This window comes from Novosphingobium sp. TK71 (assembly GCF_055361505.1).
Window position 1 is genome coordinate 2,874,613 of the sequence record NZ_CM143962.1, and the last position, 20,345, is coordinate 2,894,957.

At 65.0% G+C, this 20,345-nt stretch carries 16 protein-coding genes and 1 tRNA gene; 13 read left to right on the top strand and 4 right to left on the bottom strand.

The window, feature by feature from the left end:
- The first annotated feature begins 7 nt into the window (after positions 1-7).
- Positions 8-3,604 (top strand): hydantoinase B/oxoprolinase family protein, encoded by a 3,597-nt coding sequence (locus ACXJ16_RS13520; protein ID WP_463920828.1) that lies wholly within the window; start codon positions 8-10, stop codon positions 3,602-3,604.
- Between the two features lie 38 nt (positions 3,605-3,642).
- Here ACXJ16_RS13520 and ACXJ16_RS13525 read toward each other — a convergent pair whose 3' ends face one another.
- Positions 3,643-3,939 carry a GNAT family N-acetyltransferase gene (locus tag ACXJ16_RS13525; RefSeq protein WP_420719855.1) on the bottom strand — a complete coding sequence of 99 codons (297 nt, stop codon included), beginning with the start codon at positions 3,937-3,939 and terminating at the stop codon, positions 3,643-3,645.
- 56 nt (positions 3,940-3,995) lie between these two features.
- Here ACXJ16_RS13525 and ACXJ16_RS13530 point away from each other — a divergent pair, with 56 nt between their 5' ends.
- Complete coding sequence (locus ACXJ16_RS13530; RefSeq protein WP_324697350.1) at positions 3,996-4,991, top strand: threonine aldolase family protein; 996 nt, start codon at positions 3,996-3,998, stop codon at positions 4,989-4,991.
- Positions 4,988-5,908 carry a DMT family transporter gene (locus ACXJ16_RS13535; protein ID WP_324697348.1) on the top strand — a complete coding sequence of 307 codons (921 nt, stop codon included), beginning with the start codon at positions 4,988-4,990 and terminating at the stop codon, positions 5,906-5,908. The genes ACXJ16_RS13530 and ACXJ16_RS13535 overlap by 4 nt, the downstream gene beginning before the upstream one ends.
- Here the strand turns inward: ACXJ16_RS13535 and ACXJ16_RS13540 are convergent.
- Positions 5,818-6,666 carry a Rossmann-fold NAD(P)-binding domain-containing protein gene (locus tag ACXJ16_RS13540; protein WP_185998912.1) on the bottom strand — a complete coding sequence of 283 codons (849 nt, stop codon included), beginning with the start codon at positions 6,664-6,666 and terminating at the stop codon, positions 5,818-5,820. The genes ACXJ16_RS13535 and ACXJ16_RS13540 overlap by 91 nt on opposite strands.
- An 89-nt stretch (positions 6,667-6,755) precedes the next feature.
- On the opposite strand from ACXJ16_RS13540, the gene pepN reads away from it, so the two are divergent.
- The 9 genes from pepN (at position 6,756) to ACXJ16_RS13585 (ending at position 15,476) form a co-directional block, all read left to right on the top strand.
- Positions 6,756-9,410, top strand: coding sequence for an aminopeptidase N (gene pepN, locus ACXJ16_RS13545; protein WP_324697346.1), 2,655 nt, complete (start codon positions 6,756-6,758; stop codon positions 9,408-9,410).
- 1 nt (position 9,411) lies between these two features.
- Positions 9,412-10,182, top strand: coding sequence for a peptidoglycan editing factor PgeF (gene pgeF, locus ACXJ16_RS13550; RefSeq protein WP_324699093.1), 771 nt, complete (start codon positions 9,412-9,414; stop codon positions 10,180-10,182).
- A 259-nt stretch (positions 10,183-10,441) separates the two neighbouring features.
- Complete coding sequence (gene petA, locus ACXJ16_RS13555) at positions 10,442-10,975, top strand: ubiquinol-cytochrome c reductase iron-sulfur subunit (protein ID WP_054442150.1); 534 nt, start codon at positions 10,442-10,444, stop codon at positions 10,973-10,975.
- 23 nt (positions 10,976-10,998) lie between these two features.
- Positions 10,999-12,303, top strand: coding sequence for a cytochrome b (locus ACXJ16_RS13560; RefSeq protein WP_132468644.1), 1,305 nt, complete (start codon positions 10,999-11,001; stop codon positions 12,301-12,303).
- A 27-nt stretch (positions 12,304-12,330) separates the two neighbouring features.
- Complete coding sequence (locus ACXJ16_RS13565) at positions 12,331-13,143, top strand: cytochrome c1 (protein ID WP_054442151.1); 813 nt, start codon at positions 12,331-12,333, stop codon at positions 13,141-13,143.
- 92 nt (positions 13,144-13,235) lie between these two features.
- Positions 13,236-13,772: an adenine phosphoribosyltransferase gene (locus ACXJ16_RS13570; RefSeq protein ID WP_324697343.1), complete on the top strand. Its 537-nt coding sequence runs from the start codon at positions 13,236-13,238 to the stop codon at positions 13,770-13,772.
- A gap of 105 nt (positions 13,773-13,877) precedes the next feature.
- Positions 13,878-13,951 (top strand) — tRNA-Gly (locus tag ACXJ16_RS13575).
- Positions 13,952-14,461: 510 nt separating this feature from the next.
- Positions 14,462-15,103 (top strand): peroxiredoxin, encoded by a 642-nt coding sequence (locus tag ACXJ16_RS13580; RefSeq protein WP_420719854.1) that lies wholly within the window; start codon positions 14,462-14,464, stop codon positions 15,101-15,103.
- 1 nt (position 15,104) lies between these two features.
- Positions 15,105-15,476 (top strand): ArsR/SmtB family transcription factor, encoded by a 372-nt coding sequence (locus ACXJ16_RS13585; protein WP_185998390.1) that lies wholly within the window; start codon positions 15,105-15,107, stop codon positions 15,474-15,476.
- A gap of 4 nt (positions 15,477-15,480) precedes the next feature.
- Here ACXJ16_RS13585 and ACXJ16_RS13590 read toward each other — a convergent pair whose 3' ends face one another.
- Together ACXJ16_RS13590 and ACXJ16_RS13595 are read right to left on the bottom strand one after the other, a co-directional pair.
- Positions 15,481-17,085, bottom strand: coding sequence for an amino acid ABC transporter ATP-binding/permease protein (locus tag ACXJ16_RS13590; protein WP_463920829.1), 1,605 nt, complete (start codon positions 17,083-17,085; stop codon positions 15,481-15,483).
- Positions 17,082-18,629: an ABC transporter ATP-binding protein/permease gene (locus ACXJ16_RS13595; protein WP_292635385.1), complete on the bottom strand. Its 1,548-nt coding sequence runs from the start codon at positions 18,627-18,629 to the stop codon at positions 17,082-17,084. The genes ACXJ16_RS13590 and ACXJ16_RS13595 overlap by 4 nt, the downstream gene beginning before the upstream one ends.
- A gap of 130 nt (positions 18,630-18,759) precedes the next feature.
- On the opposite strand from ACXJ16_RS13595, the gene ACXJ16_RS13600 reads away from it, so the two are divergent.
- Positions 18,760-20,343 (top strand): cytochrome ubiquinol oxidase subunit I, encoded by a 1,584-nt coding sequence (locus ACXJ16_RS13600; protein ID WP_324699091.1) that lies wholly within the window; start codon positions 18,760-18,762, stop codon positions 20,341-20,343.
- Positions 20,344-20,345 lie beyond the last annotated feature (2 nt).

Sequence of the window (20,345 nt, forward strand, 5' to 3'; positions counted from 1 at the left end):
GCCCGGCATGACGAACATGTGGCAATTCTGGGTCGATCGCGGCGGCACCTTTACCGACATCGTGGCGCGCGCGCCCGATGGGCGGTTCGAGCGGCTGAAACTGCTTTCCGAAGACCCCGGCCGTTACGACGATGCCGCCGTAGAGGCGATGCGGCGGCTGACCGGAACCGCCGAAGGTGAATTGCCCGAAGCCGAACTGCGCCTTGGCACTACCGTTGCCACTAATGCCCTGCTGGAAGGCAAGGGCGAGCCGGTGCTGCTGGCGATCACGCGGGGCTTCGGCGATGCATTGAAGATCGGGACCCAGGAAAGGCCCGACATCTTCGCTCGCCATATCGTCCTGCCGCAGCCGCTGAATGCCGCGGTGCTGGAGATCGACGAGCGTGTCGGCGCCGACGGCACCGTCCACCGCCCGCTCGACCTCGATGCCGCGCGCAAGGGGCTGCAACGCCATTTCGACAAGGGTTTTCGCGCCGTCGCGGTAGTGCTGATGCACGGCTATCGCCACAGTGCGCATGAAGCGGCGCTGGCCGGGCTGGCGCGCGAGATCGGTTTCAGTCAGGTTTCGGTCAGCCACGAGGTAGCCCCGCTCATCAAGCTGATCGCGCGCGGTGATACGACGGTGGTGGACGCCAATCTCTCGCCGGTGCTGGCACGTTATGTGGCCGGACTGGAAGCAGGTCTCGGCCCGAAGGTCACGGCGCTCTACATGCAGTCGAGCGGCGGGCTCACCACCGGAGACGCCTTTGCGGGCAAGGACGCGATCCTCTCGGGCCCGGCGGGCGGCATCGTCGGCATGGCGGCCATCGCCAGGGAGGCGGGTTTCGATCATGTCCTGGGCTTCGACATGGGCGGAACCTCCACCGACGTTTCGCACTATGCCGGTGCCTATGAGCGCGACAGCGAGACGCGCGTGGCGGGCGTGCGCGTGCGCGTGCCGATGATGCGGATTGAAACGGTGGCAGCCGGCGGCGGCTCGATCTGCCGCTTCGACGGTGCACGCTTCCTGGTGGGGCCGGAGAGCGCGGGCGCTGTGCCCGGCCCCGCCTGCTACCGGCGCGGCGGCCCGCTGGCGGTAACCGACTGCAACCTGCTGCTCGGCAAGCTGAGGCCCGGGCATTTCCCGCATGTCTTTGGCCCCGAAGGCAATGAGCCGCTCGATCTGGCCGCGGCGCAGTCGCGCATGGACGAAGTGCTGGCGTCCGTTCGCATCGCGACCGGCCGTGAAATGACGCGCGAACAGGCGGCGGAAGGCTTCCTGGAGATCGCCGTTGCCAACATGGCCAATGCGATCAAGACAGTCTCGCTGCGGCGCGGCCACGACATGACCCGCGCGGCGCTGGTGACGTTCGGCGGCGCGGGCGGGCAGCACGCCTGCAAGGTGGCCGATGCGCTGGGCGTGACCAGCGTGTTGTGCCACCCGCTCGCCTCGGTGCTGTCGGCTTACGGCATGGGCCTTGCCGACCGGCGGATGCTGCGCCAGCGGACCTTGGCGCTCCCGCTGGACGGCAATGCCATGACGTCGCTCGATGCCGCCGTTGCCGCCTTGGGGGACGAAGCCCGCGCGGCGCTGGCCGCGCAGGGCATCGCGGCGGACGACATCGCGATCGAGGCTGCGCTGGCGGTGCGACCAAAGGGCAGCGACAATGCCATCGAAGTGCCGGTAGGACCGCTTTGCGCCATGCGGGAGGCATTCCGGGACGGCTGGCTCCAGCGCTTCGGCTTCGGTGCGGGCGAGCAGCTTATCGGCGAGACGCTGCGGGTGGAGGCTGTCCATGCCGGCCATTCCGGCGGCGGTGCGACGCTTGTTCTTCCCGTGAAGTCCTCGCCCGCGGCCGAGCAGGTCGATCTCTGGACGCAGGGCGCGCATCACCGCGTGCCGCTCTATCTGCGCGAGGGGCTGGCAGAGGGCTTCACGGCCGATGGCCCGCTGCTGGTGGTGGATGACGTTTCCACCACTGTCGTCGAACCCGGCTGGCGTGTGCGGGTCGATCATGTCGGCAACCTGATCCTCAACCGGGATGCCCCGCAGCAGGTTCAGGCAGACAGCTCCACCGAATGCGATCCGGTGCGGTTGGAGATCATGGGCGCGCTGTTCATGGCCATTGCCGAGGAAATGGGAGCCGCGCTCCAGCAATCGGCCAGTTCGGTGAATATCCGGGAGCGGCTGGACTTCTCCTGCGCGCTGTTCGACCGGCAGGGAAACCTTGTCGCCAATGCGCCGCACATGCCGGTCCACCTCGGCTCGATGGGGGAGAGCGTGCGCACGATCCTCCAGCGGCGCGGTAACGGGCAGGACGGGCGGGGCATCCTGCCCGGCGATGCCTACGTCCTCAATGCGCCCTATGACGGCGGCACGCATTTGCCCGATATCACCGTGGTCATGCCGGTGTTCATCGAGGGCGAGACGGTCCCCGCCTGGTTCGTTGCCGCGCGCGGGCACCATGCCGATATTGGCGGGATCAGCCCCGGTTCGATGCCGCCGGGCTCGCGCTCGCTGGATGAGGAAGGCGTGCTGATCGATAATGTGCTGCTGGTCGATCGCGGCGCGCTTCAGGAAGCACCGCTGCGCGATCTGCTCGCCTCCGGCCCACATCCCTCGCGCGCCATCGAGCAGAACATTGGCGATTTGCGCGCCCAGCTAGCCGCCTGCCAGCGCGGTGCTTCGGAGCTGCGCCGGGTGGCGGACGAACAGGGCCGCGAGGTGGTGGACGCCTATATGGCCCATGCGCAGGCCCATGCCGAGCAGGCCGTTCGCACGCTGATCGACCGGCTTCAGGACGGTGAGTTCCGCGTGCCGATGGACAATGGCGCCGAGATAGCGGTTTCGATCTCGATCGACCGTGAAGCGCGCGGCGCGGTCATCGATTTCGCCGGTTCCAGTGCCCAGCTTACCGATAACTTCAATGCCCCTCTCCCGGTCGTGCGGGCGGCCGTGCTTTATGTCGTTCGCACGCTGATCGACGATGCCGTGCCGATGAACGAGGGGTGCCTGCGGCCGATCACCTTGCGCGTGCCGGAAGGCTCGATGCTATACCCCAAGGCGCCCGCCGCCGTCGTTGCGGGCAATGTGGAGACCAGCCAGTCGATCACCGACGCCTTGTTCGGCGCGCTTGGCGCGATGGCTGCATCACAGGGGACGATGAACAACTTCACCTTCGGCGATGCGACGAGGCAGTATTACGAAACGATCGCCGGGGGCTCGGGGGCCGGGCCTGATTTCGACGGTACGCCGGTGGTCCAGACTCACATGACCAATAGCCGCCTGACCGATCCCGAAGTGCTGGAAACCAGTTATCCGGTGCTGCTGGAGGAATTCTCGATCCGTCGCGGTTCGGGCGGGAAGGGCGCGCACAAGGGCGGCGACGGCGCTACCCGGCGGGTGCGCTTCCTCGAACCGATGCAGGCCGGCATCCTTTCGCAGCGGCGCGGCACCGCGCCATTCGGATTGTTCGGAGGAATGGACGGAGAGCCGGGCCGTAACCGGATCGAGCGAGCGGACGGTTCGGTGGAGGAACTGGGAGCCACTGCCACGGCCCGGCTGGGGGCGGGGGACGTGTTCGTGATCGAAACGCCCGGCGGTGGCGGTTTCGGGGAGCAGTAAGCGCGTTTGCCTGACCCTCTCTCCGCCGGGCCGGCGCATCAGGCCTTTACGTCTTCCCACTCGGGATGGCGCCGAAATGCCGCCACGACGTAGCTGCACAAGGGCGCGATCTTGAACTGATTCTCCCGCGCGTCCGCCACCATCGCCTCGACGAGCCGCGCCGCCACGCCGCGATTGCCGATTTCGGAGGGGACCAGGGTGTGGTCGGCATAATGAATGCCGTCCCGGGTCTGCCATGTCAGGTGGCCGGTGATGTCGCTGTCGGCGATGTGGGCCTTGTATTCGCCGCCGGTCGGGGTCTCGTGCTTGGTGATCGTCACGCCTACCACGGGCATATCTCCTGAAGAGGGGTGCTTGACGGCGCTTGCGTCCGCTTACAGGGCATATGGCCATGAAGTTCCTTTCCGACAACGCCGCGCGGGTCCACCCGAAGATATGGGATGCCATGAAGGCTGCCGATGCGCCGGATTCGCCTTACGACGGCGATGGCTTGAGCCGCGCGCTGGATGAGCGTTTTTCCGCGCTGTTCGGACGCGAATGCGCCGCTCTCTGGGTGGCCACGGGGACATCGGCGAATTGCCTCGCGCTTTCGGCGATGGTGGAGCCGCATGGCGCGGTGATCTGCCACCGCGAAGCGCATATCGAGATGGACGAGGGCGGCGCTCCGGGCTTTTTCCTGCACGGTGCAAAGCTGCTGCTGGCGGACGGGGAAGGTGCGAAGATCACGCCGGAAGCTGCCGCGAAAGTCATCGATCCGATTCGTGACGGCGTGCATCAGGTGCAGCCTCATGCGATCTCGATCACGCAGGCGAGCGAATATGGCCGGGTCTACCGGCCTGAAGAACTGGCGGCGCTTTCGGATTTCGCGAAAGCCCGGGGGCTCGGGTTGCATATGGACGGCGCGCGTTTCGGCAATGCGGCCGCGTTTCTGGGCGGGAACGCGGCGCAGGCGGCCGGCAATGTCGATGCGTTGAGCTTCGGCATGGTCAAGAACGGCGGGATGAGCGCCGAGGCCATCGTGTTCTTCGACCCGGCTCTGGCGGAAAAGGTGCGCTTCCGCCGCAAGCGTGCGGGGCATTTGCAATCGAAGGGGCGCTATCTGGCGGCGCAGATTCTCGCGATGCTGGAGGACGATCTCTGGCTGGACAATGCGCGCGCGGCAAACCGGGCGGCAGCCGAGATCGCCGCAGCGGCGAAGGACCGCCTGCTGCACGCGGTAGAGGCGAACGAGGTATTCCTGGTTTCCACCCCCGCCGAACGGAAAGCGCTACGCGGACAAGGGTTCGAGTTCTACGATTGGGGCGACGATGCCGCCCGGCTGGTGACGGCGTGGGATTCGCAGGAGGAACACGTTTCCGCCCTTGCCCGCGCGATTGCCGCGCTGTGACCGAGGGCACCGAGGCGGCACCGGAATTCATGAAGCCCGCGATCGCGCTGCCGTTCCTGCTGGTGGCGCTCATATGGGGATCGACGTGGTTCGTCATCACCGGCCAGATCGGCGAGGTGCCGGCAAGCTGGTCCGTCGCCTGGCGTTTCGTCCTGGCGACACCGGCGATGTTCCTCGTCGCCGTGGTGACGAGGAAGGGCCTGAAGCTGGGCAAGGCCGGACAGATCCTCGCATTCGCGGTGGGCGCGGCGCAATTCTGCGGCAATTACAACTTCGTCTACCGGGCCGAGATGCATCTTACGTCCGGGATCGTCGCGGTGATGATCGGACTGCTTCTGGTGCCCAATGCGATTCTCGCAAGGGTGCTGCTGAAGCAGCCCGTCACATGGCGTTTCGCCATCGGCAGCCTGATCGCCATCGGCGGACTGGCGCTGTTGCTCCTTCATGAGGCGCACGAGGCGCCGCTCGGCGGCAAGGTCCTGCTGGGTACCGTCTTTGCATCGATCGCGATGATGTGCGCCTCGGTCTCGAACGTGATCCAGGCCAACGAGACTGGCAAGGCATTGCCCATGGCAAGCCTGCTGGCATGGGCAATGCTCTATGGCACGATCTGCGATCTCGTGGTGGCATACGTCCTTGCCGGACCGCCGGTGATCCCAACGGAGCCCGCCTACTGGCTGGGCACCGCCTATCTGGCGATCCTGGGCTCGGTGGTGACCTTCCCCCTCTATTACACCCTGATCCGCCAGCTTGGGGCGGGCAAGGCGGCCTATAACGGTGTCGCGGTCATCATCATTGCCATGTTCATCTCGACCTTGTTCGAGGGCTATCGCTGGTCGCCGCTGGCGATCTCGGGGGCGGTTCTGGCGACGGTGGGGCTGGTGGTGGCGCTGAGGGCGCGCAGCCCCTCGCGATAAGTCGGGAAGCGCGGGGTCCAGCCGAGCACGCGCTTTGCCTTGCCGTTCGCCACGCGGCGGTTTTCCGCATAGAAGCCCCGCGCCATGGCGGAGAGCTGCGCCTCCTCCACCGACTGCAGCGGCGGCAGCGGAAGGCCCAGCAGGCGGCAGGCTTCCTCGACCAGCGTATTCTGGCTGCAAGGCAGGTCATCCGCGAGATTGTAGGCACCCGGCGACCGCTCCAGCCCGGCGATAACGCCGGAGGCGATGTCCTCGACGTGGACGCGGCTGAACACTTGCCCCGGCAGGTCGATGCGGTGCGCGCGTCCGTTGCGCACACGATCCAGCACCGAGCGGCCTGGGCCGTATATTCCCGGCAGGCGATAGACACGCGCGCCGAGGGACAGCCATTCGCCGTCCGCCTCGGCCCGCGCCGTCCGCCGACCTGTGCCCACGGGCGCGCTTTCGTCCACCCACGCGCCGCCCGCATCGCCGTAGACCCCGGTGGACGAGAGATAGGACAGCGCCTTGCCCTTCATTGCATCGCCGTAACGCTCCAGCACCGGATCGAGTGGTTCACCGCGTCCCTCGCTGCCGGGCGGAACGGAGGAAAGCACATGATCGGCGTCGGCCAGCGCGAGACGGACATTGCCTGCATCCTCGAACGAAAGCGTTCCTTCGCGGCCGGTGGAGATCACTTCCCAACCCTGTGCGGAGAGGCGGCTTGCGATCACCCGCGCGGTATAGCCCAGCCCGAAAATGAACAGGCGCTTCGGCATCCGGGGCGTCATGAGGCATTCCTCTCGTTTCGGCGGTGAATTCGTGCGCCATGACTGGCATTCGAAGCGCAAGGCTCTAATTTAGCGGCATGGACATTGCCAGCACCCCCTCCTCGCCCGATGCCAACGTGCAGATCGCCGATGCCGCTCCCGCGCCTCAGGCGCCGCCGGTCATTCATCGCGAGGACTATCTGCCGCCGGCGTGGCTGGTGCCGCAGATCGCCCTCGATTTCCAGCTCGGTATCGATGGAACGCGGGTTCTGGCCAGGCTCTCGGTCCGCCGCAACCCGGAAGGGAACGGCACGTCGACCCTGCGCCTGAACGGCGACCAGATCGCCCCGCTCTCTGTCCACGTCGATGGCGAAGCCGTGAACGACTGGCGCCTCGACGGTCCGGATCTTCTCGTCGAACTGCCCGGGGAGGCACACGAAGTCGCGGTCGAGACTGCGGTGAATCCGGCGGCGAATAGCCAGCTCATGGGGCTCTACGCCTCCAACGGAATGCTTTGCACCCAGTGCGAGGCCGAGGGTTTCCGTCGCATCACGTTCTTCCCCGATCGTCCGGACGTGCTCTCCACCTATTCGGTCCGCATGGCGGGCGACAAGGCGCAGTTCCCGATCCTGCTCGCCAATGGCAACTGCATCGCCACGGGTGAGGGAGAGGACGGTACGCACTGGGCGGAATGGCACGATCCCTGGCCCAAGCCGAGCTACCTTTTCGCGCTGGTCGCGGGTGATCTCGTGGCCAATCATGCCGATTTCACGACCCGCTCCGGCCGCAAGGTCGAACTCAACATCTGGGTCCGTCCCGGTGACGAACAGCGCACCGATCACGCGATGGATTCGCTGATCCGCTCGATGAAGTGGGATGAGGAGGTCTTCGGGCGGGAATACGATCTGGACCTGTTCAACGTCGTTGCCGTTTCCGACTTCAACATGGGCGCGATGGAGAACAAGGGCCTCAACGTCTTCAACACGCGCTATGTCCTGGCGGAGCCGGAAACCGCGACCGATGCCGACTATGACGGCATCGAGAGCGTGATCGGGCACGAGTATTTCCACAACTGGTCGGGCAACCGCGTGACCTGCCGGGACTGGTTCCAGCTTTCGCTCAAGGAAGGCTTCACCGTCCTTCGCGATCAGTTGTTCAGCGCCGACATGGGCAGCGAGGCGGTCAAGCGGATCGAGGACGTGCGGGTTCTGCGCGCTGCCCAGTTCCCCGAGGATTCGGGGCCGCTGGCACACCCTATCCGGCCTGATTCCTATCAGGAAATCAGCAACTTCTACACCGCCACCGTCTACAACAAGGGCGCCGAGGTGATCCGCATGATGCGGACCATGGCGGGCACCGACAAGTTCCGTGAGGGCACCGATCTCTACTTTGGCCGCCATGACGGCGAGGCGGCAACCTGCGAGGACTTCGTCAAGGCAATCGAGGACGGTACCGGGCTGAACCTTGCGCAGTTCCGTCTGTGGTATTCCCAGGCCGGCACGCCGCAGGTCGCCGCCGAACTGTCGCACGAGGCGGAAACGGCAACCCTCACGCTGACCCAGACCGTTCCGGCAACGCCGGGCCAGCCCGAAAAGCAGGCCGTGCCGATTCCGCTGCGTATCGCCCTTTATGACCGTGACAGCGGCACGCACTCGGGCGAGCGACTGATCGTGCTCGACAAGGACAGCGCCAGCTTTTCGTTCGAGGGTTTCACCCGCCCGCCGGTGGTTTCCATCAATCGCGGCTTCTCGGCCCCCGTTGCCATCGAGATCGAGCGGAGTAACGAGGATCTGGTGTTCCTGGCGGCTCACGATGACGATCCCTTCGCCCGGTACGAGGCGATGCAGAGCCTCGTGGTCCAGCACCTGGTCGCGGCTGTCGGCGGCGGTCTTTCGGATGCGGCGCGCGCCGAGGGGCGCGAGGCGATCGGGCAGGCCTTTGCCTCGATTCTGGCCGACGAGGCGCTCGATGACCTGATGCGCGGCGAGCTGATGGTACTTCCCGGCGTCGCCTATCTCGCCGAACAGGTGCTGGTGGCAGATCCGGCTGCGATTCACGAGGAACGCGAGGCGCTCAAGTCCTGGCTCGGCGCCGAACTCACCGGTGAATTGCGGGCGCTGCATGACCGCGTTTCCGCCGTATCTTACTCTCGCGAGGCGCATGCGCGCGGAGCGCGAAAGACCAAGGGACAGGCGCTGGTCCTGATCGCTTCGGGCGATGCGGCCGAAGGGGCCCGCCGTGCCATCGCGCAGTACCGGGCGGCCGACAACATGACTGACCGCCAGTCGGCGCTGACCGTGCTTTGCAATATCGACGGCCCCGAGCGCGAGGAAGCGCTGGCGGACTTCCTGCGCCGGTACGAAGGCAACGCGCTCGTGATCGACAAGTGGTTTGCGCTTCAGGCGGGCTCGTTCCACCCACAGGTGCTCGAGCATGTCGAGGCACTGTCGCGGCATCCCGACTTCACGATGAACAACCCCAACCGGGTCCGGGCGCTCTTCATGACGGCGGCGGTCAACCCCAAGGCGTTCCACGATGCGAGCGGCGCCGGATACAGGATGATCGGCGAAGTGATCCGCAAGCTGGACCCGATCAATCCGCAGACGACAGCGCGCTTCGTGCCGCAACTCGGCCGCTGGCGGCGGATCGAGCCTGTCCGCGCCGCGATGATGCGCGCCGAACTGGAAAAGATCGCCGCGGAGCCGAACCTTTCGCGCGACGTGCGCGAGCAGGTGAGCAAGAGCCTTGGCTGACGTGGGGGAGGCGGTCGAAGTCAACCGGGCGGGCCTGCTCGAAGGATTGCCGCACGGCTTCCTCGGCCGCCGGGGCGGTGTGAGCACCGGCGAGGTCGAAGGCCTGAACGTCGGCCTGGGTTCGGGCGACGAGCCCGAAGCCGTCGCCGAGAACCGCCGCCGCGCCGCTGCCGCAGTTCTGCCGGGGGCGTCGTTGCTATCGGTGTATCAGGTTCATTCGCCCGACTGCGTAATTCTGGGGGCTGACGGGTGGAGCGACGAGCAACGCCCTCATGCCGATGCACTTGTCACCCGTCAGGCGGGCGTGCTGATCGGCGTCGTTACGGCGGATTGCGCGCCGGTCCTGCTTGCAGATCGGGAGGCGGGCGTCATCGGCGCGGCGCATGCAGGATGGAAAGGCGCGATCGGCGGGGTTACGGACAGCACCATCGCTCAGATGATATCGCTCGGGGCTCAGCGTTCGCGCATCGTCGCGGCGGTCGGCCCGTGCATTTCCCAGGCATCCTATGAAGTGGACGATGCCTTCCGGAACGGCTTCCTCGGCAAGGGGGTGGACAACTCCCGTTTCTTCTCCGCGGGGCGGGATGGGCACTGGCAGTTCGATCTCGAACTCTATGTCGCCTCCCGCCTGGAATCGGCGGGAATCGGCGGTGTGGAGCGTCTTGGCCTTGATACTTATTCGGCGCCCCGGCGTTTCTATTCCTATCGCCGCGCCACGCACCGCGGCGAGGCGGCCTACGGGCGCCAGATTTCGGTGATAGGGCTGGGCTGAACCGACCCATCCGGGATGACCGCCGAACGGTTATGCCTTGAATTTGTTGGCGGTCGCTGGCCCCCTTGCGTCCAAAAAGGCGGTTGGCAGGGCTGGCTTCCGTGTATATCAGGTCCGCAAAGTCGGTATTCGTTTCGGGTCGCTCCCGGATCATTAAACCGTCACGGGGGATACCAGGCTAAAATAGAATTGGTCAGGATCTGGGCTTGCTTTCCGGATTTCCGGGGGTGGGTTGTCGAAAAACAAGGCAAGGGCAAACATGGCAGAAGCAGATGGCGTGCGGCGGCGCGATTTCATCAATATCGCCGCGGTAAGCGCGGCGGGTGTCGCCGGCGTGGGTATCGTCGTCCCGCTGGTCAGCCAGATGTCCGCATCGGCGGATGTTCTCGCGGCTTCTTCCACCGAGATCGACATTTCCTCGATCCAGCCCGGACAGGCCATCAAGGCGATCTTCCGCAAGCAGCCGGTCTTCGTGCGCAACCTGACGCCGCATGAGATTTCGGAAGCCAACAAGGTGGACGTCTCCTCCCTGCGCGATCCGCAGACGCTTGAGGAGCGCACCAAGGAAGGCAAGGAAAACTGGCTGATCACCATGGGCGTCTGCACGCACCTTGGCTGCGTTCCGCTCGGTGCCGGAGAAGGCGAGCCGAAAGGCGAATTCGGCGGATACTTCTGCCCCTGCCACGGCTCTTCCTACGATACTGCCGCCCGTATCCGTAAGGGCCCGGCGCCCAAGAACCTCGAGGTTCCGGACTACGCGTTCACCACTGACACGGTCGTAAAGATCGGTTGAGGCCAAGAGAGAGGATCAAGAACATGAGCTTTCCCTGGGCCAAGGAATATACCCCGACCAATCCCTTCATGAAGTGGATGGACGAAAGGCTGCCCCTGCCGCGCCTCGTCTACAATTCGGTCGGTGGCGGCTATCCGGTTCCGCGCAACCTGAACTATTTCTGGAACTTCGGTTTCCTCGCCGCGCTCTGCCTCGGCCTGCAGATCGTCACCGGCATCGTGATGGCCATGCACTATGCAGCCAACACGCAAGTCGCGTTCGATACGGTCGAGCAGACCGTGCGCGACGTGAACTGGGGCTGGATGATGCGCTATGCGCACGCCAACGGCGCCTCGGCGTTCTTTGTCGTCATCTACATCCACATCTTCCGCGGCTTTTTCTACGGTTCGTACAAGGCCCCGCGTGAAATGGTGTGGCTGCTTGGCGTGGTGATCTTCCTGCTGATGATGGCCACCGCCTTCATGGGCTACGTGTTGCCCTGGGGTCAGATGAGCTTCTGGGGGGCCAAGGTCATTACCGGCCTGTTCGGCGCGATTCCCTTCGTGGGCGAACCGCTCCAGCAGTGGCTGCTCGGCGGTTTCGCACCGGATAACGCCGCGCTCAACCGCTTCTTCTCGCTGCACTATCTGCTGCCCTTCGTCATCGTGGGCGTGGTGATCCTGCACATCTGGGCGCTGCATATCCCGGGTTCGTCGAACCCCACCGGCGTCGAAGTGAAAAGCGAGAGCGACACCGTTCCGTTCTATCCCTACTACGTCGCCAAGGACGGCTGGGCGATCGGCGTCTTCGCGATCCTGTTCTGCACCGCGCTGTTCTTCTTCCCGAATGCGCTCGGCCACCCGGACAACTACATCCCGGCCAACCCGATGAGCACCCCCGCGCACATCGTGCCTGAATGGTACTTCTGGCCGTTCTACGCGATCCTGCGCGCCTTCACGCAGGACTTCTTCTTCATTCCGGCCAAGCTCATGGGCGTGCTGGCAATGTTCGGCGCAATCCTCGTGTGGTTCTTCCTGCCCTGGCTGGACCGTTCGCCGGTCCGCTCGGGTTCGTACCGTCCGCTTTACCGCAAGTTCTTCTTCTTCGGCCTGATCCCGGCGATGGCGGTACTGTTCTACTGCGGCGGTGCACCGGCGGCAGAGCCCTACGTGATGCTGAGCCAGATCGCGGCGCTCTATTACTTCGCGCACTTCCTGATCGTGATCCCGATCGTCTCGGCCATCGAGAAGCCGGATCCGCTGCCGTTTTCCATCACCGAGTCCGTTCTCGGCGAGGATGAAGCCGCCAAGCTGACCCCGGCGCAGCCCGCGCCGACGGCAGCCGCCTGACCACAGCTGGAACGAAAGACGAAAGACATGGCACGCATTCTCTCGATCCTCGTCGGGCTGTTCTTCACGGTGGCCCTGGCATGGTCCTTCGGCAAGGGCGCCTATCAACAGATAACCGAACCGCCTGCGGCAACCGCCGAGCACGAGTTCCATCTCACGCCCAAGGAAGTCAGCTTCGCCAGTGATGGCGCCTTCGGCAAGTTCGATCGCCAGCAGCTTCAGCGCGGTTTCCAGGTCTACAAGGAAGTCTGCGCCGCCTGTCACGCGATCCGCCACGTCGCCTTCCGTGACCTTGCCGCGCTTGGCTATAACGACGCCGAAGTGAAGGCGATCGCCAAGGGGTTCCAGGTTCCGGTCTACAACAACGCGACCGGCGAAGTGGAAACCCGCGAAGGCATGGCGACCGACTACTTCCCGCCGGTCATGTATGGTGGCCAGGGTACTCCGCCGGACCTGTCGCTGATCACCAAGGCGCGTCACGAAGGCCCCGCCTACGTCTACTCGCTACTGACCGGGTATCAGGACCAGCCCGCGGAACTCCTGAAGAAGTTCCCGGATTCCAAGACTCCTGAAGGTCTGCATTACAACCCGTACTTCGCGAACCTCAACCTCGCGATGCCGCCGCCGCTGACCGGTGAGGGCCAGGTGACTTACGGAGACGGCACCAAGGCGACCGTGGACCAGATGTCGAAGGACGTTGCCGCCTTCCTGATCTGGACTGCCGAGCCCAAGCTGGAAAAGCGCAAGCAGACCGGCTGGCCGGTCCTCGGATTCCTGCTTTTTGCCACGATCCTGGGCTATATGTCCTACCGCAACATCTGGGCCGGCAAGAAGCACTGAGCTTTCCGATCCTGACCTGACCGAAGGGCCTCCGCCATTCCCATGGCGGGGGCCCTTTCGTTTACAGGCTCCAGCCCCTAAGGACGGCGACCATGACCATCGACGAGATCAAGGCGCTGGTGCGCACCGTGTCGGACTTTCCCAAGCCCGGCATCCTGTTCCGTGACGTCACGACGCTGGTCGGCAACGGGCCCGGCTTCGCGGCAGCGGTCGAACTGATGGCGGCAAAGGCCGAGGCGGCGGGTGCGCAAGCAATCGCCGGTGTCGAAGCCCGAGGCTTCATTTTCGGTGCGGCCATCGCGGCGCGTCTGGGGCTGGGGTTCATTTCGATCCGCAAGCCGGGCAAGCTGCCGGTTCCGGTGATCGCCATCGACTATGCCCTGGAATACGGTACGGACACGCTGGAAGTCGATCCGGAAGCGGTTGGCGAAGGAAGCCATGTCGTCCTGGTTGACGATCTGCTGGCCACCGGCGGCACCGCGCTGGCCGCTGCTGAATTGCTGCGCCGCGTCGGGGCCAGGGTCGATCATGCGCTGTTCGCAATCGATCTGCCCGACCTGGGCGGCGGAGAACGCCTTCGCGAAGCGGGAATCGTCCCTCACGCCCTGCTCGACTATCCGGGGCACTAAGCCGCCAGTTCATCTATTGGGCACAATATGAAAGAGAGCCGTTGACGGCGGCGCCCCTCTCGTGGCAAGCGGCTGCCACGACGGCTGGATACGGTCCCTGAACGGGCGGGTATAGCTTAGTGGTAAAGCTCCAGCCTTCCAAGCTGGCTATGCGGGTTCGATTCCCGCTACCCGCTCCAAGCCGTCTTTTCCCTCTTACCTGTATTATTTCGCGGGCAGTGCGGTTGCCGAAACCGTCATGCGGCCGAGAAACACCGGATGTTCGGAACCGATCATGGCGGGTCTGTCTGCAGCTGCGTTCGGCGACGGGGCGCTGATGCCTGTGAGGAAGCAGGAAGAAGCGGCAAGTGCGCCGACGGCGTGAAAGAGGCGAATCATCGGTGCGGTCCGTGTCCTGACTGTCGATGACGCCTTCCTGAGCCCCACATGTCGCAGGTTTTTGCCGCATCTGCATCATATTGTCCGAAAGTGTACGGCGCTGTGACGGAGATGAAACCACCTCGCAATCGCATGACCCGGCACGGACTTCACTTACGACAATTCCTTCTTCGATAATCCATCAGAATAGATAATGACCGCTTTTGGCGGGCTGACTTGCAGATTCACGCCTGATTTTGTCCGTGACGCTTTACGGTAGAAAATAAACATGTAATTGTTTTCCGATGACAATGACATCGGGCGGGGAAATCGTGGAAGGCTGGGACGTTGCAATGCAGCCTTTGCGAATCGGCGACGTGGTGCCGCGCTTCGTGGCGCGCAGTACGCAGGGGCCGTTTGATCTCGATAGCTGCCGGGGGGAATGGCTGATCCTGTTTTCCCATCCGGCTGACTTCACCCCGGTCTGCACCAGCGAAGTCGTGGCCCTCGCCCGCGCCGCTCCGGAGTTCGGGGCGCTTGGTTGCAGGCTGGTGGGACTGTCGGTCGACAGCCTTTATTCGCATCTCGCGTGGATTCGCCTGATTCGCGATACTACCGGCGTCACCATTGATTTCCCGATCATCGAGGATCCGACGATGGAGATCGCCCGTGGCTACGGCATGGTCTCGAGCAATGCCCATGACAGCGGCACCGTGCGGATGACCTATTTCATAGACCCGGACGGGGTGATTCAGGCGATGAACAGCTATCCGCTGACAGTGGGCCGCTCGATCCCGGAAATGTTGCGCATTCTGACGGCGCTGCAGCGCGTGCGTGGCGGCTCCGGGCTGGCACCGGCCGATTGGCAGCCGGGCGCGGATCTCTTGCGAATTCCAGGCGAAACGGCGGAGGCGGCGTTCGCGTCCGAAGATCCGGCCGGCTGGTTTCACGCGCCGTTGAGCGACGGGGGCTGACATGGCCGATCCATCCGTTTCCGAAGAACTGGACGCCCTGGCCGAAGTCCTGCGCGCCCTCGCCCACCCGGTGCGCCTCCAGATTCTCCACGCAATTTGCGAAAGGGAGCTTTCGGTGGGAGAGATCGAGGATGCTACCGGCATCGGCCAGCCCGGCCTGTCGCAGCAACTCTCGATCCTGCGAAAGGCCGACCTGGTGCTGTCGCAGCGTAGCGGCAAGCAGGTATTCTATCAGGTCGATCCTGAACGCATGAGCGGCATAGGGCATGCGCTCGCGGTTATGGGGGGCAAGGCCGAGGTCCCCCCGCCGCAAGACGCGCCCGTGCTTGCGCCTGACAGCGGCGCGGCACGGTTCGCCCGCGTCTTTCGCTGAACCTTCAGGCGAGCGTTTCTACCGCGACATGCACGTCGCACAGGTCCAGCGGGGCCTTGCGGTGCGACACGAGAACGAGGCCGGTTCCGGTGCAGTCCAGCCAGTTGCGCAGGCTGCCGACGAGTGCCTGTTCGGTCGCCGCGTCCAGTCCTTCGCTGGGTTCGTCCAGCAGAAGCCAGGGGCGGCCGGCCAGGAGGGCACGGGCCAGCGACAGCCGCTTGCGTTCGCCGCCGGACAGAATGCCGCCGCCTTCCGAAACGGGCGTGTCGAGCCCGCACTCGCTGCGGGCGATACGCTTTTTCAACTGGGCGGTTTCGAGGGCTTCCCACATCTCCGCTTCGCCAAGGCCCGGTCGGGCAATGCGCAAGTTGTCGGCCACGCTGCCGATCAGCATCGGTGCGTCCTGAGGCGAAAGGGCAAACGCCGCACGCAGTTGGGGGGGCGGGCAGCTTGCAATATCCTGCCCATCAAGCCGCAGCGAAACGGTGGGCATCCCCATGCCGGCAAGGGCGAGCAGAACGCGGGTCTTGCCCGAGCCGGACGGCCCGGTAATCGCGATTCGCGCGCCGGGCTCGAAAGTACGGCCGCCCAGCGTCAGTGACACCGGCACCGATTCTGCTGTGGGACACAGCGCAGGGTCGAGCGCGTTCAGTGCCGCTATCCTGCGAAGGCCCGCCGCGAGCGAGGCGCGGCGAAGCAGGCTGCGCGAAAGGCCGCCCATGGCCTCGACCGAGGAAGTCGCCGCCAGCATCGCAAGCGCCACCAGCGGCGCCGAGGCTTTGGCCAGCAACAGCACTCCGGCCACGCCAAGGGCTCCGTAAATCGAAAGCAGGGCGCCCTGCAGCGCCTCGGCACGAAACAGTTTCGCGCGCGCCAGATCGAGCCTGCGGGCGAGCGGCGCTAGCTCGGCGATAGCCTGCCCTGCAAGGCCATAGGCGGCGATCTCTGCCCGCGATGCCGCCAGTTCCACGTAGCGTTCGCGCAAGTCGCCCAGCGCGGCGGCAGCGGCTTCGGCGGGCAGGTGAGTGAGCCGCCGGGATATACGCGCGAACAGGACGGGAAGGGCGGCCATCATCGCGGCCAGGAAGATCGTCGCCGCAAGCCCGGTGAAGGCGACCAGCGCAAGGCTGGTGGCGGCAGCGACAAGTGCAGCGTGGCGGGCGGGCTGGCGGATCACCAGGTCTTCCAGCGCCTCGACATCGTCGATCAGCCGGGTGCTGGCCTCTCCCGGCGCCGTATCGGGGGTTTTGCGGCTGTCCTGTGCGGCAAGCTTTTCGAACAGCGAGCCGCGCAATTCGGCCATGCCCTCCAGCGCGACCTTGTGGGAAAGGAGGCGCTCGCCGTAGCGGGACAAGGTGCGCACGATGGCCAGCAGGCGAATCGCGGCGCTGGGGATCAGGTAGTTGAACGCCATGGCCGTGGCCACGCCAGCCGACCCTGCGAGCGCTGCGGCAGTCAGGAACCAGCCTGAGACTGCCAGCAATCCGATGGCGGAGATGGCGGCGAGGGCTGCACAGAAGCTGGCTAGGAACAGCCGCCTGCGGGCCAGTCCGGCCGTGGCGAGGAGGCCGGTGCCGGGACGATCGATGCTTGAATGAGAGGTGCTCACAAGGCGATCTCCCGTCGGGCGGCGCTGGTGACGAGAGTGTCATGGGTGGCGACGAGCACGCAGCGGCTCCGTGAAAGTTCGATCAACAGGGTGACGATCGCGGCGGCCGAAACGGGATCGAGGTCGGCAGTGGGTTCGTCGCAGAGGATCAGCGGGCGGTCGGAGAGAATAGCGCGGGCAAGGCCGATACGGCGCCGCTCTCCGCCGGATAGGCCTGATCCGGCATGATCGACGGGCATGTCCAGTCCTCCCCGTTGCTCCAGAAGTGTGGAAAGGCCGACGCGGTGAGCCACGGCAAGGATTTCCTCCGCCCCTGTTCCGGGTGAGGCGAGGGCGAGATTGCGGCCGAGTGTGCCGGTCACCAGCAGGGGGCGCTGGGCGGCCCAGGCGATACTGTCGGCGTTCAGCGGGTTGCCGTTCGCCCCCGCGACGCGGCCGGCGGCCGGAGCCAGTTGGCCGGCGATGGCGGCAAGCGTGCTGGTCTTGCCGCTGCCGGTCGGGCCGGTCAGGGCGACCAGGTCGTTTTCGGCCATCGCGAAATCGAGCGGCCCCACGGCGATGCCTGGAAAGGCGAGCGCGAGTCCTTCCACGCTGAGGCCCGCGAAGGCGGCGGGGGGCGATGCGGGCGCTTCGATCGGCTCGGCAGCGAGGGCGTCCAGCGCCTTTTCCGCGGCTTCGCCAAGCTGCTTCTCGTGATAGGCGGCGGCGAGGCGGCGCATCGGAAGGTAGAATTCCGGCGCCATGGCCAGCACGAAGAAGGCTGGCACCAGCGTGAGCTTTTCGGGGGCGGGGAAGGGCAGCAGTCCCAGCAGCGAAAATCCGCAGTATACCGCGACGAGCGCTATGGAGAGGGCCGAGAAGAATTCCAGCACGGCGTTCGAAAGGAAGGCGGTGCGCAGGACGGTGACGGTGCGCCGGGCGACGTCACCCGTGGCGGCGCGCACCTGCTTTCCGATGCGGGCCTCGGCGCCGAAGTGGCGGATCAGCGGAAGGTGCGCGACGCGATCGACGAACAGACCGGAGAGAGCGCCCAGTGCGGCAAGCTGGCGTTCGGCGGCGCGGCGCGAGGCGGTGCCGGCAAGGATCATGCCCAGCGTGAACGGCAACAGCGTGGCCAGCATGATCGCGGCGGCCACCCAACTGAACGGCGCAACGACCGCGGCCACCACCATGGGTCCGATTACGGCGTTGAATCGTATGGGCGTGAACCGGATATCGCGATTCTCGATCGCCGTGTTATGGTCCAGCGCAAGCGTGGCGCTTTCGCCGGTGGACAAAGGGCTGGCCAGCCTTCCACCGAGGAGCTTTCGCCACAGTCCGGCACGCCGTTCCTCGCCCGAAGTCTGGGCGGCGGACACGGCCTGGCGGTCAACCGCGCAAGTGGCCAGCGCGCGCAGAAGTACCCCGCACAGGATAAGTGCGGCGGGAAGCAGCACGGGGCTACCTTCGGCGATACGGCCTACCCCACTCGCAATGCCCCACGAAAAGAGCGCTGCCCCGGCAATATCGAGAAGCCAGAAACTGGCAAATTTGACATAGATCAAATTAAAGAAACCATGTAAGTAAAGTTTGACAGCTTTCACATGCAAGCCTAACGCGACCCTACGAAACCAACCTGCCCAAGGCAACCATTTCTCAATGCCTTGGGCCGCTAAAACGGCGGGATTCGACATGATCGACATGGCAGTGGTTGAACTATCCCGGCTGCAGTTCGCCTTGACGGCGCTGTACCACTTTCTCTTCGTTCCCTTGACATTGGGCCTTTCCTTCATTATCGTAATTACGGAAAGTGTATATGTCATAACCGATCGCCCCATCTGGCGGGACGTCACCCGGTTCTGGGGCAAGCTTTTCGGCATCAATTTCGTGCTCGGCGTGGCTACCGGCCTCACCATGGAATTCGAGTTCGGCACCAACTGGGCCTACTACTCGCATTACGTGGGAGACATCTTCGGTGCGCCGCTGGCGATCGAGGGCCTCATGGCCTTCTTCCTGGAAGCGACCTTCGTAGGCCTGATGTTCTTCGGCTGGGACCGGCTTTCCAAGCGCGGCCACCTGCTGACGACGATCATGGTCGCCGTCGGCTCTAACCTCTCGGCGCTGTGGATTCTCATCGCCAACGGCTGGATGCAGCACCCGACGGGCGCCGTGTTCAATCCCGAGACGATGCGCATGGAAGTGTCCAACTTCAAGGACGTCCTCTTCAACCCGGTTGCGCAGGCCAAGTTCGTCCACACCGTCAGCGCGGGCTACGTCTGCGCCAGCGTCTTCGTGCTGGGCGTGTCCTGCTACTACCTCCTGCGCGGGCGCCATATCGAGCTGGCCAAGCGCAGCTTCACCGTGGCTGCGGCGTTCGGCCTCGCCTCCTCGCTCTCGGTCGTCGTGCTGGGTGACGAGAGCGGCTATGCCCTGACCGACAACCAGCAGATGAAGCTGGCGGCCATGGAAGCCATGTGGGAGACCGACAAGGCCCCCGCCGGCCTGGCCCTGTTCGGCATTCCTTCCAACTCGGCCCACGAGACACGCTACGAGATCAAGATTCCCTATGTTCTGGGCCTGATCGCAACGCGCAGTCTTTCGGGTGAAGTTACCGGCATCATCCCGCTGGTGGAACGCGCCGACCAGCGTATCCGCAGCGGTATCCTGGCTTACGACGCGGTGGAGAAGCTCAAGGTCGATCGCAACGACATGGTCGCGCGCGAAGCCTGGGAGCGTAACAAGAACGACCTCGGCTATGCCCTGCTGCTCAAGCGCTTCGTCGCCGACCCGCGCAAGGCCGATGCCGCGACGATCGAAAAGGCCGCATGGAGCACCGTGCCCAACGTACCGGCGCTGTTCTTCATGTTCCGCATCATGGCGGGGCTGGGCTTCTTCTTCATCGTCTTCTTCGCCACCGCATTCGCGTTTTCCGTGCGCCGCCGGTTCGACCGCAAGTGGTTCCTGCGCACGGCCCTGATCGCGATGCCGCTGCCGTGGATCGCGATCGAAGTGGGCTGGCTCGTTGCCGAACTGGGCCGCCAGCCCTGGGCGGTGGACGGTGTGCTGCCGACCTTCCTCGGCGCATCGAGCCTGACGACGACCCAGATCTGGGCGACGATCTTCGGCTTCACCGCGCTTTACGGAATCATGGCGGTGATCGAGGTCAGGCTGATGCTGTCGACGATCCGCCACGGTCCCGAACCTTACGAGCCCTACGAGGGTGAGCCTGTTCGCGAGCGTGCCCCCGCCAGCACTTTCACTGCCATTCCGGCCGAGTAAGA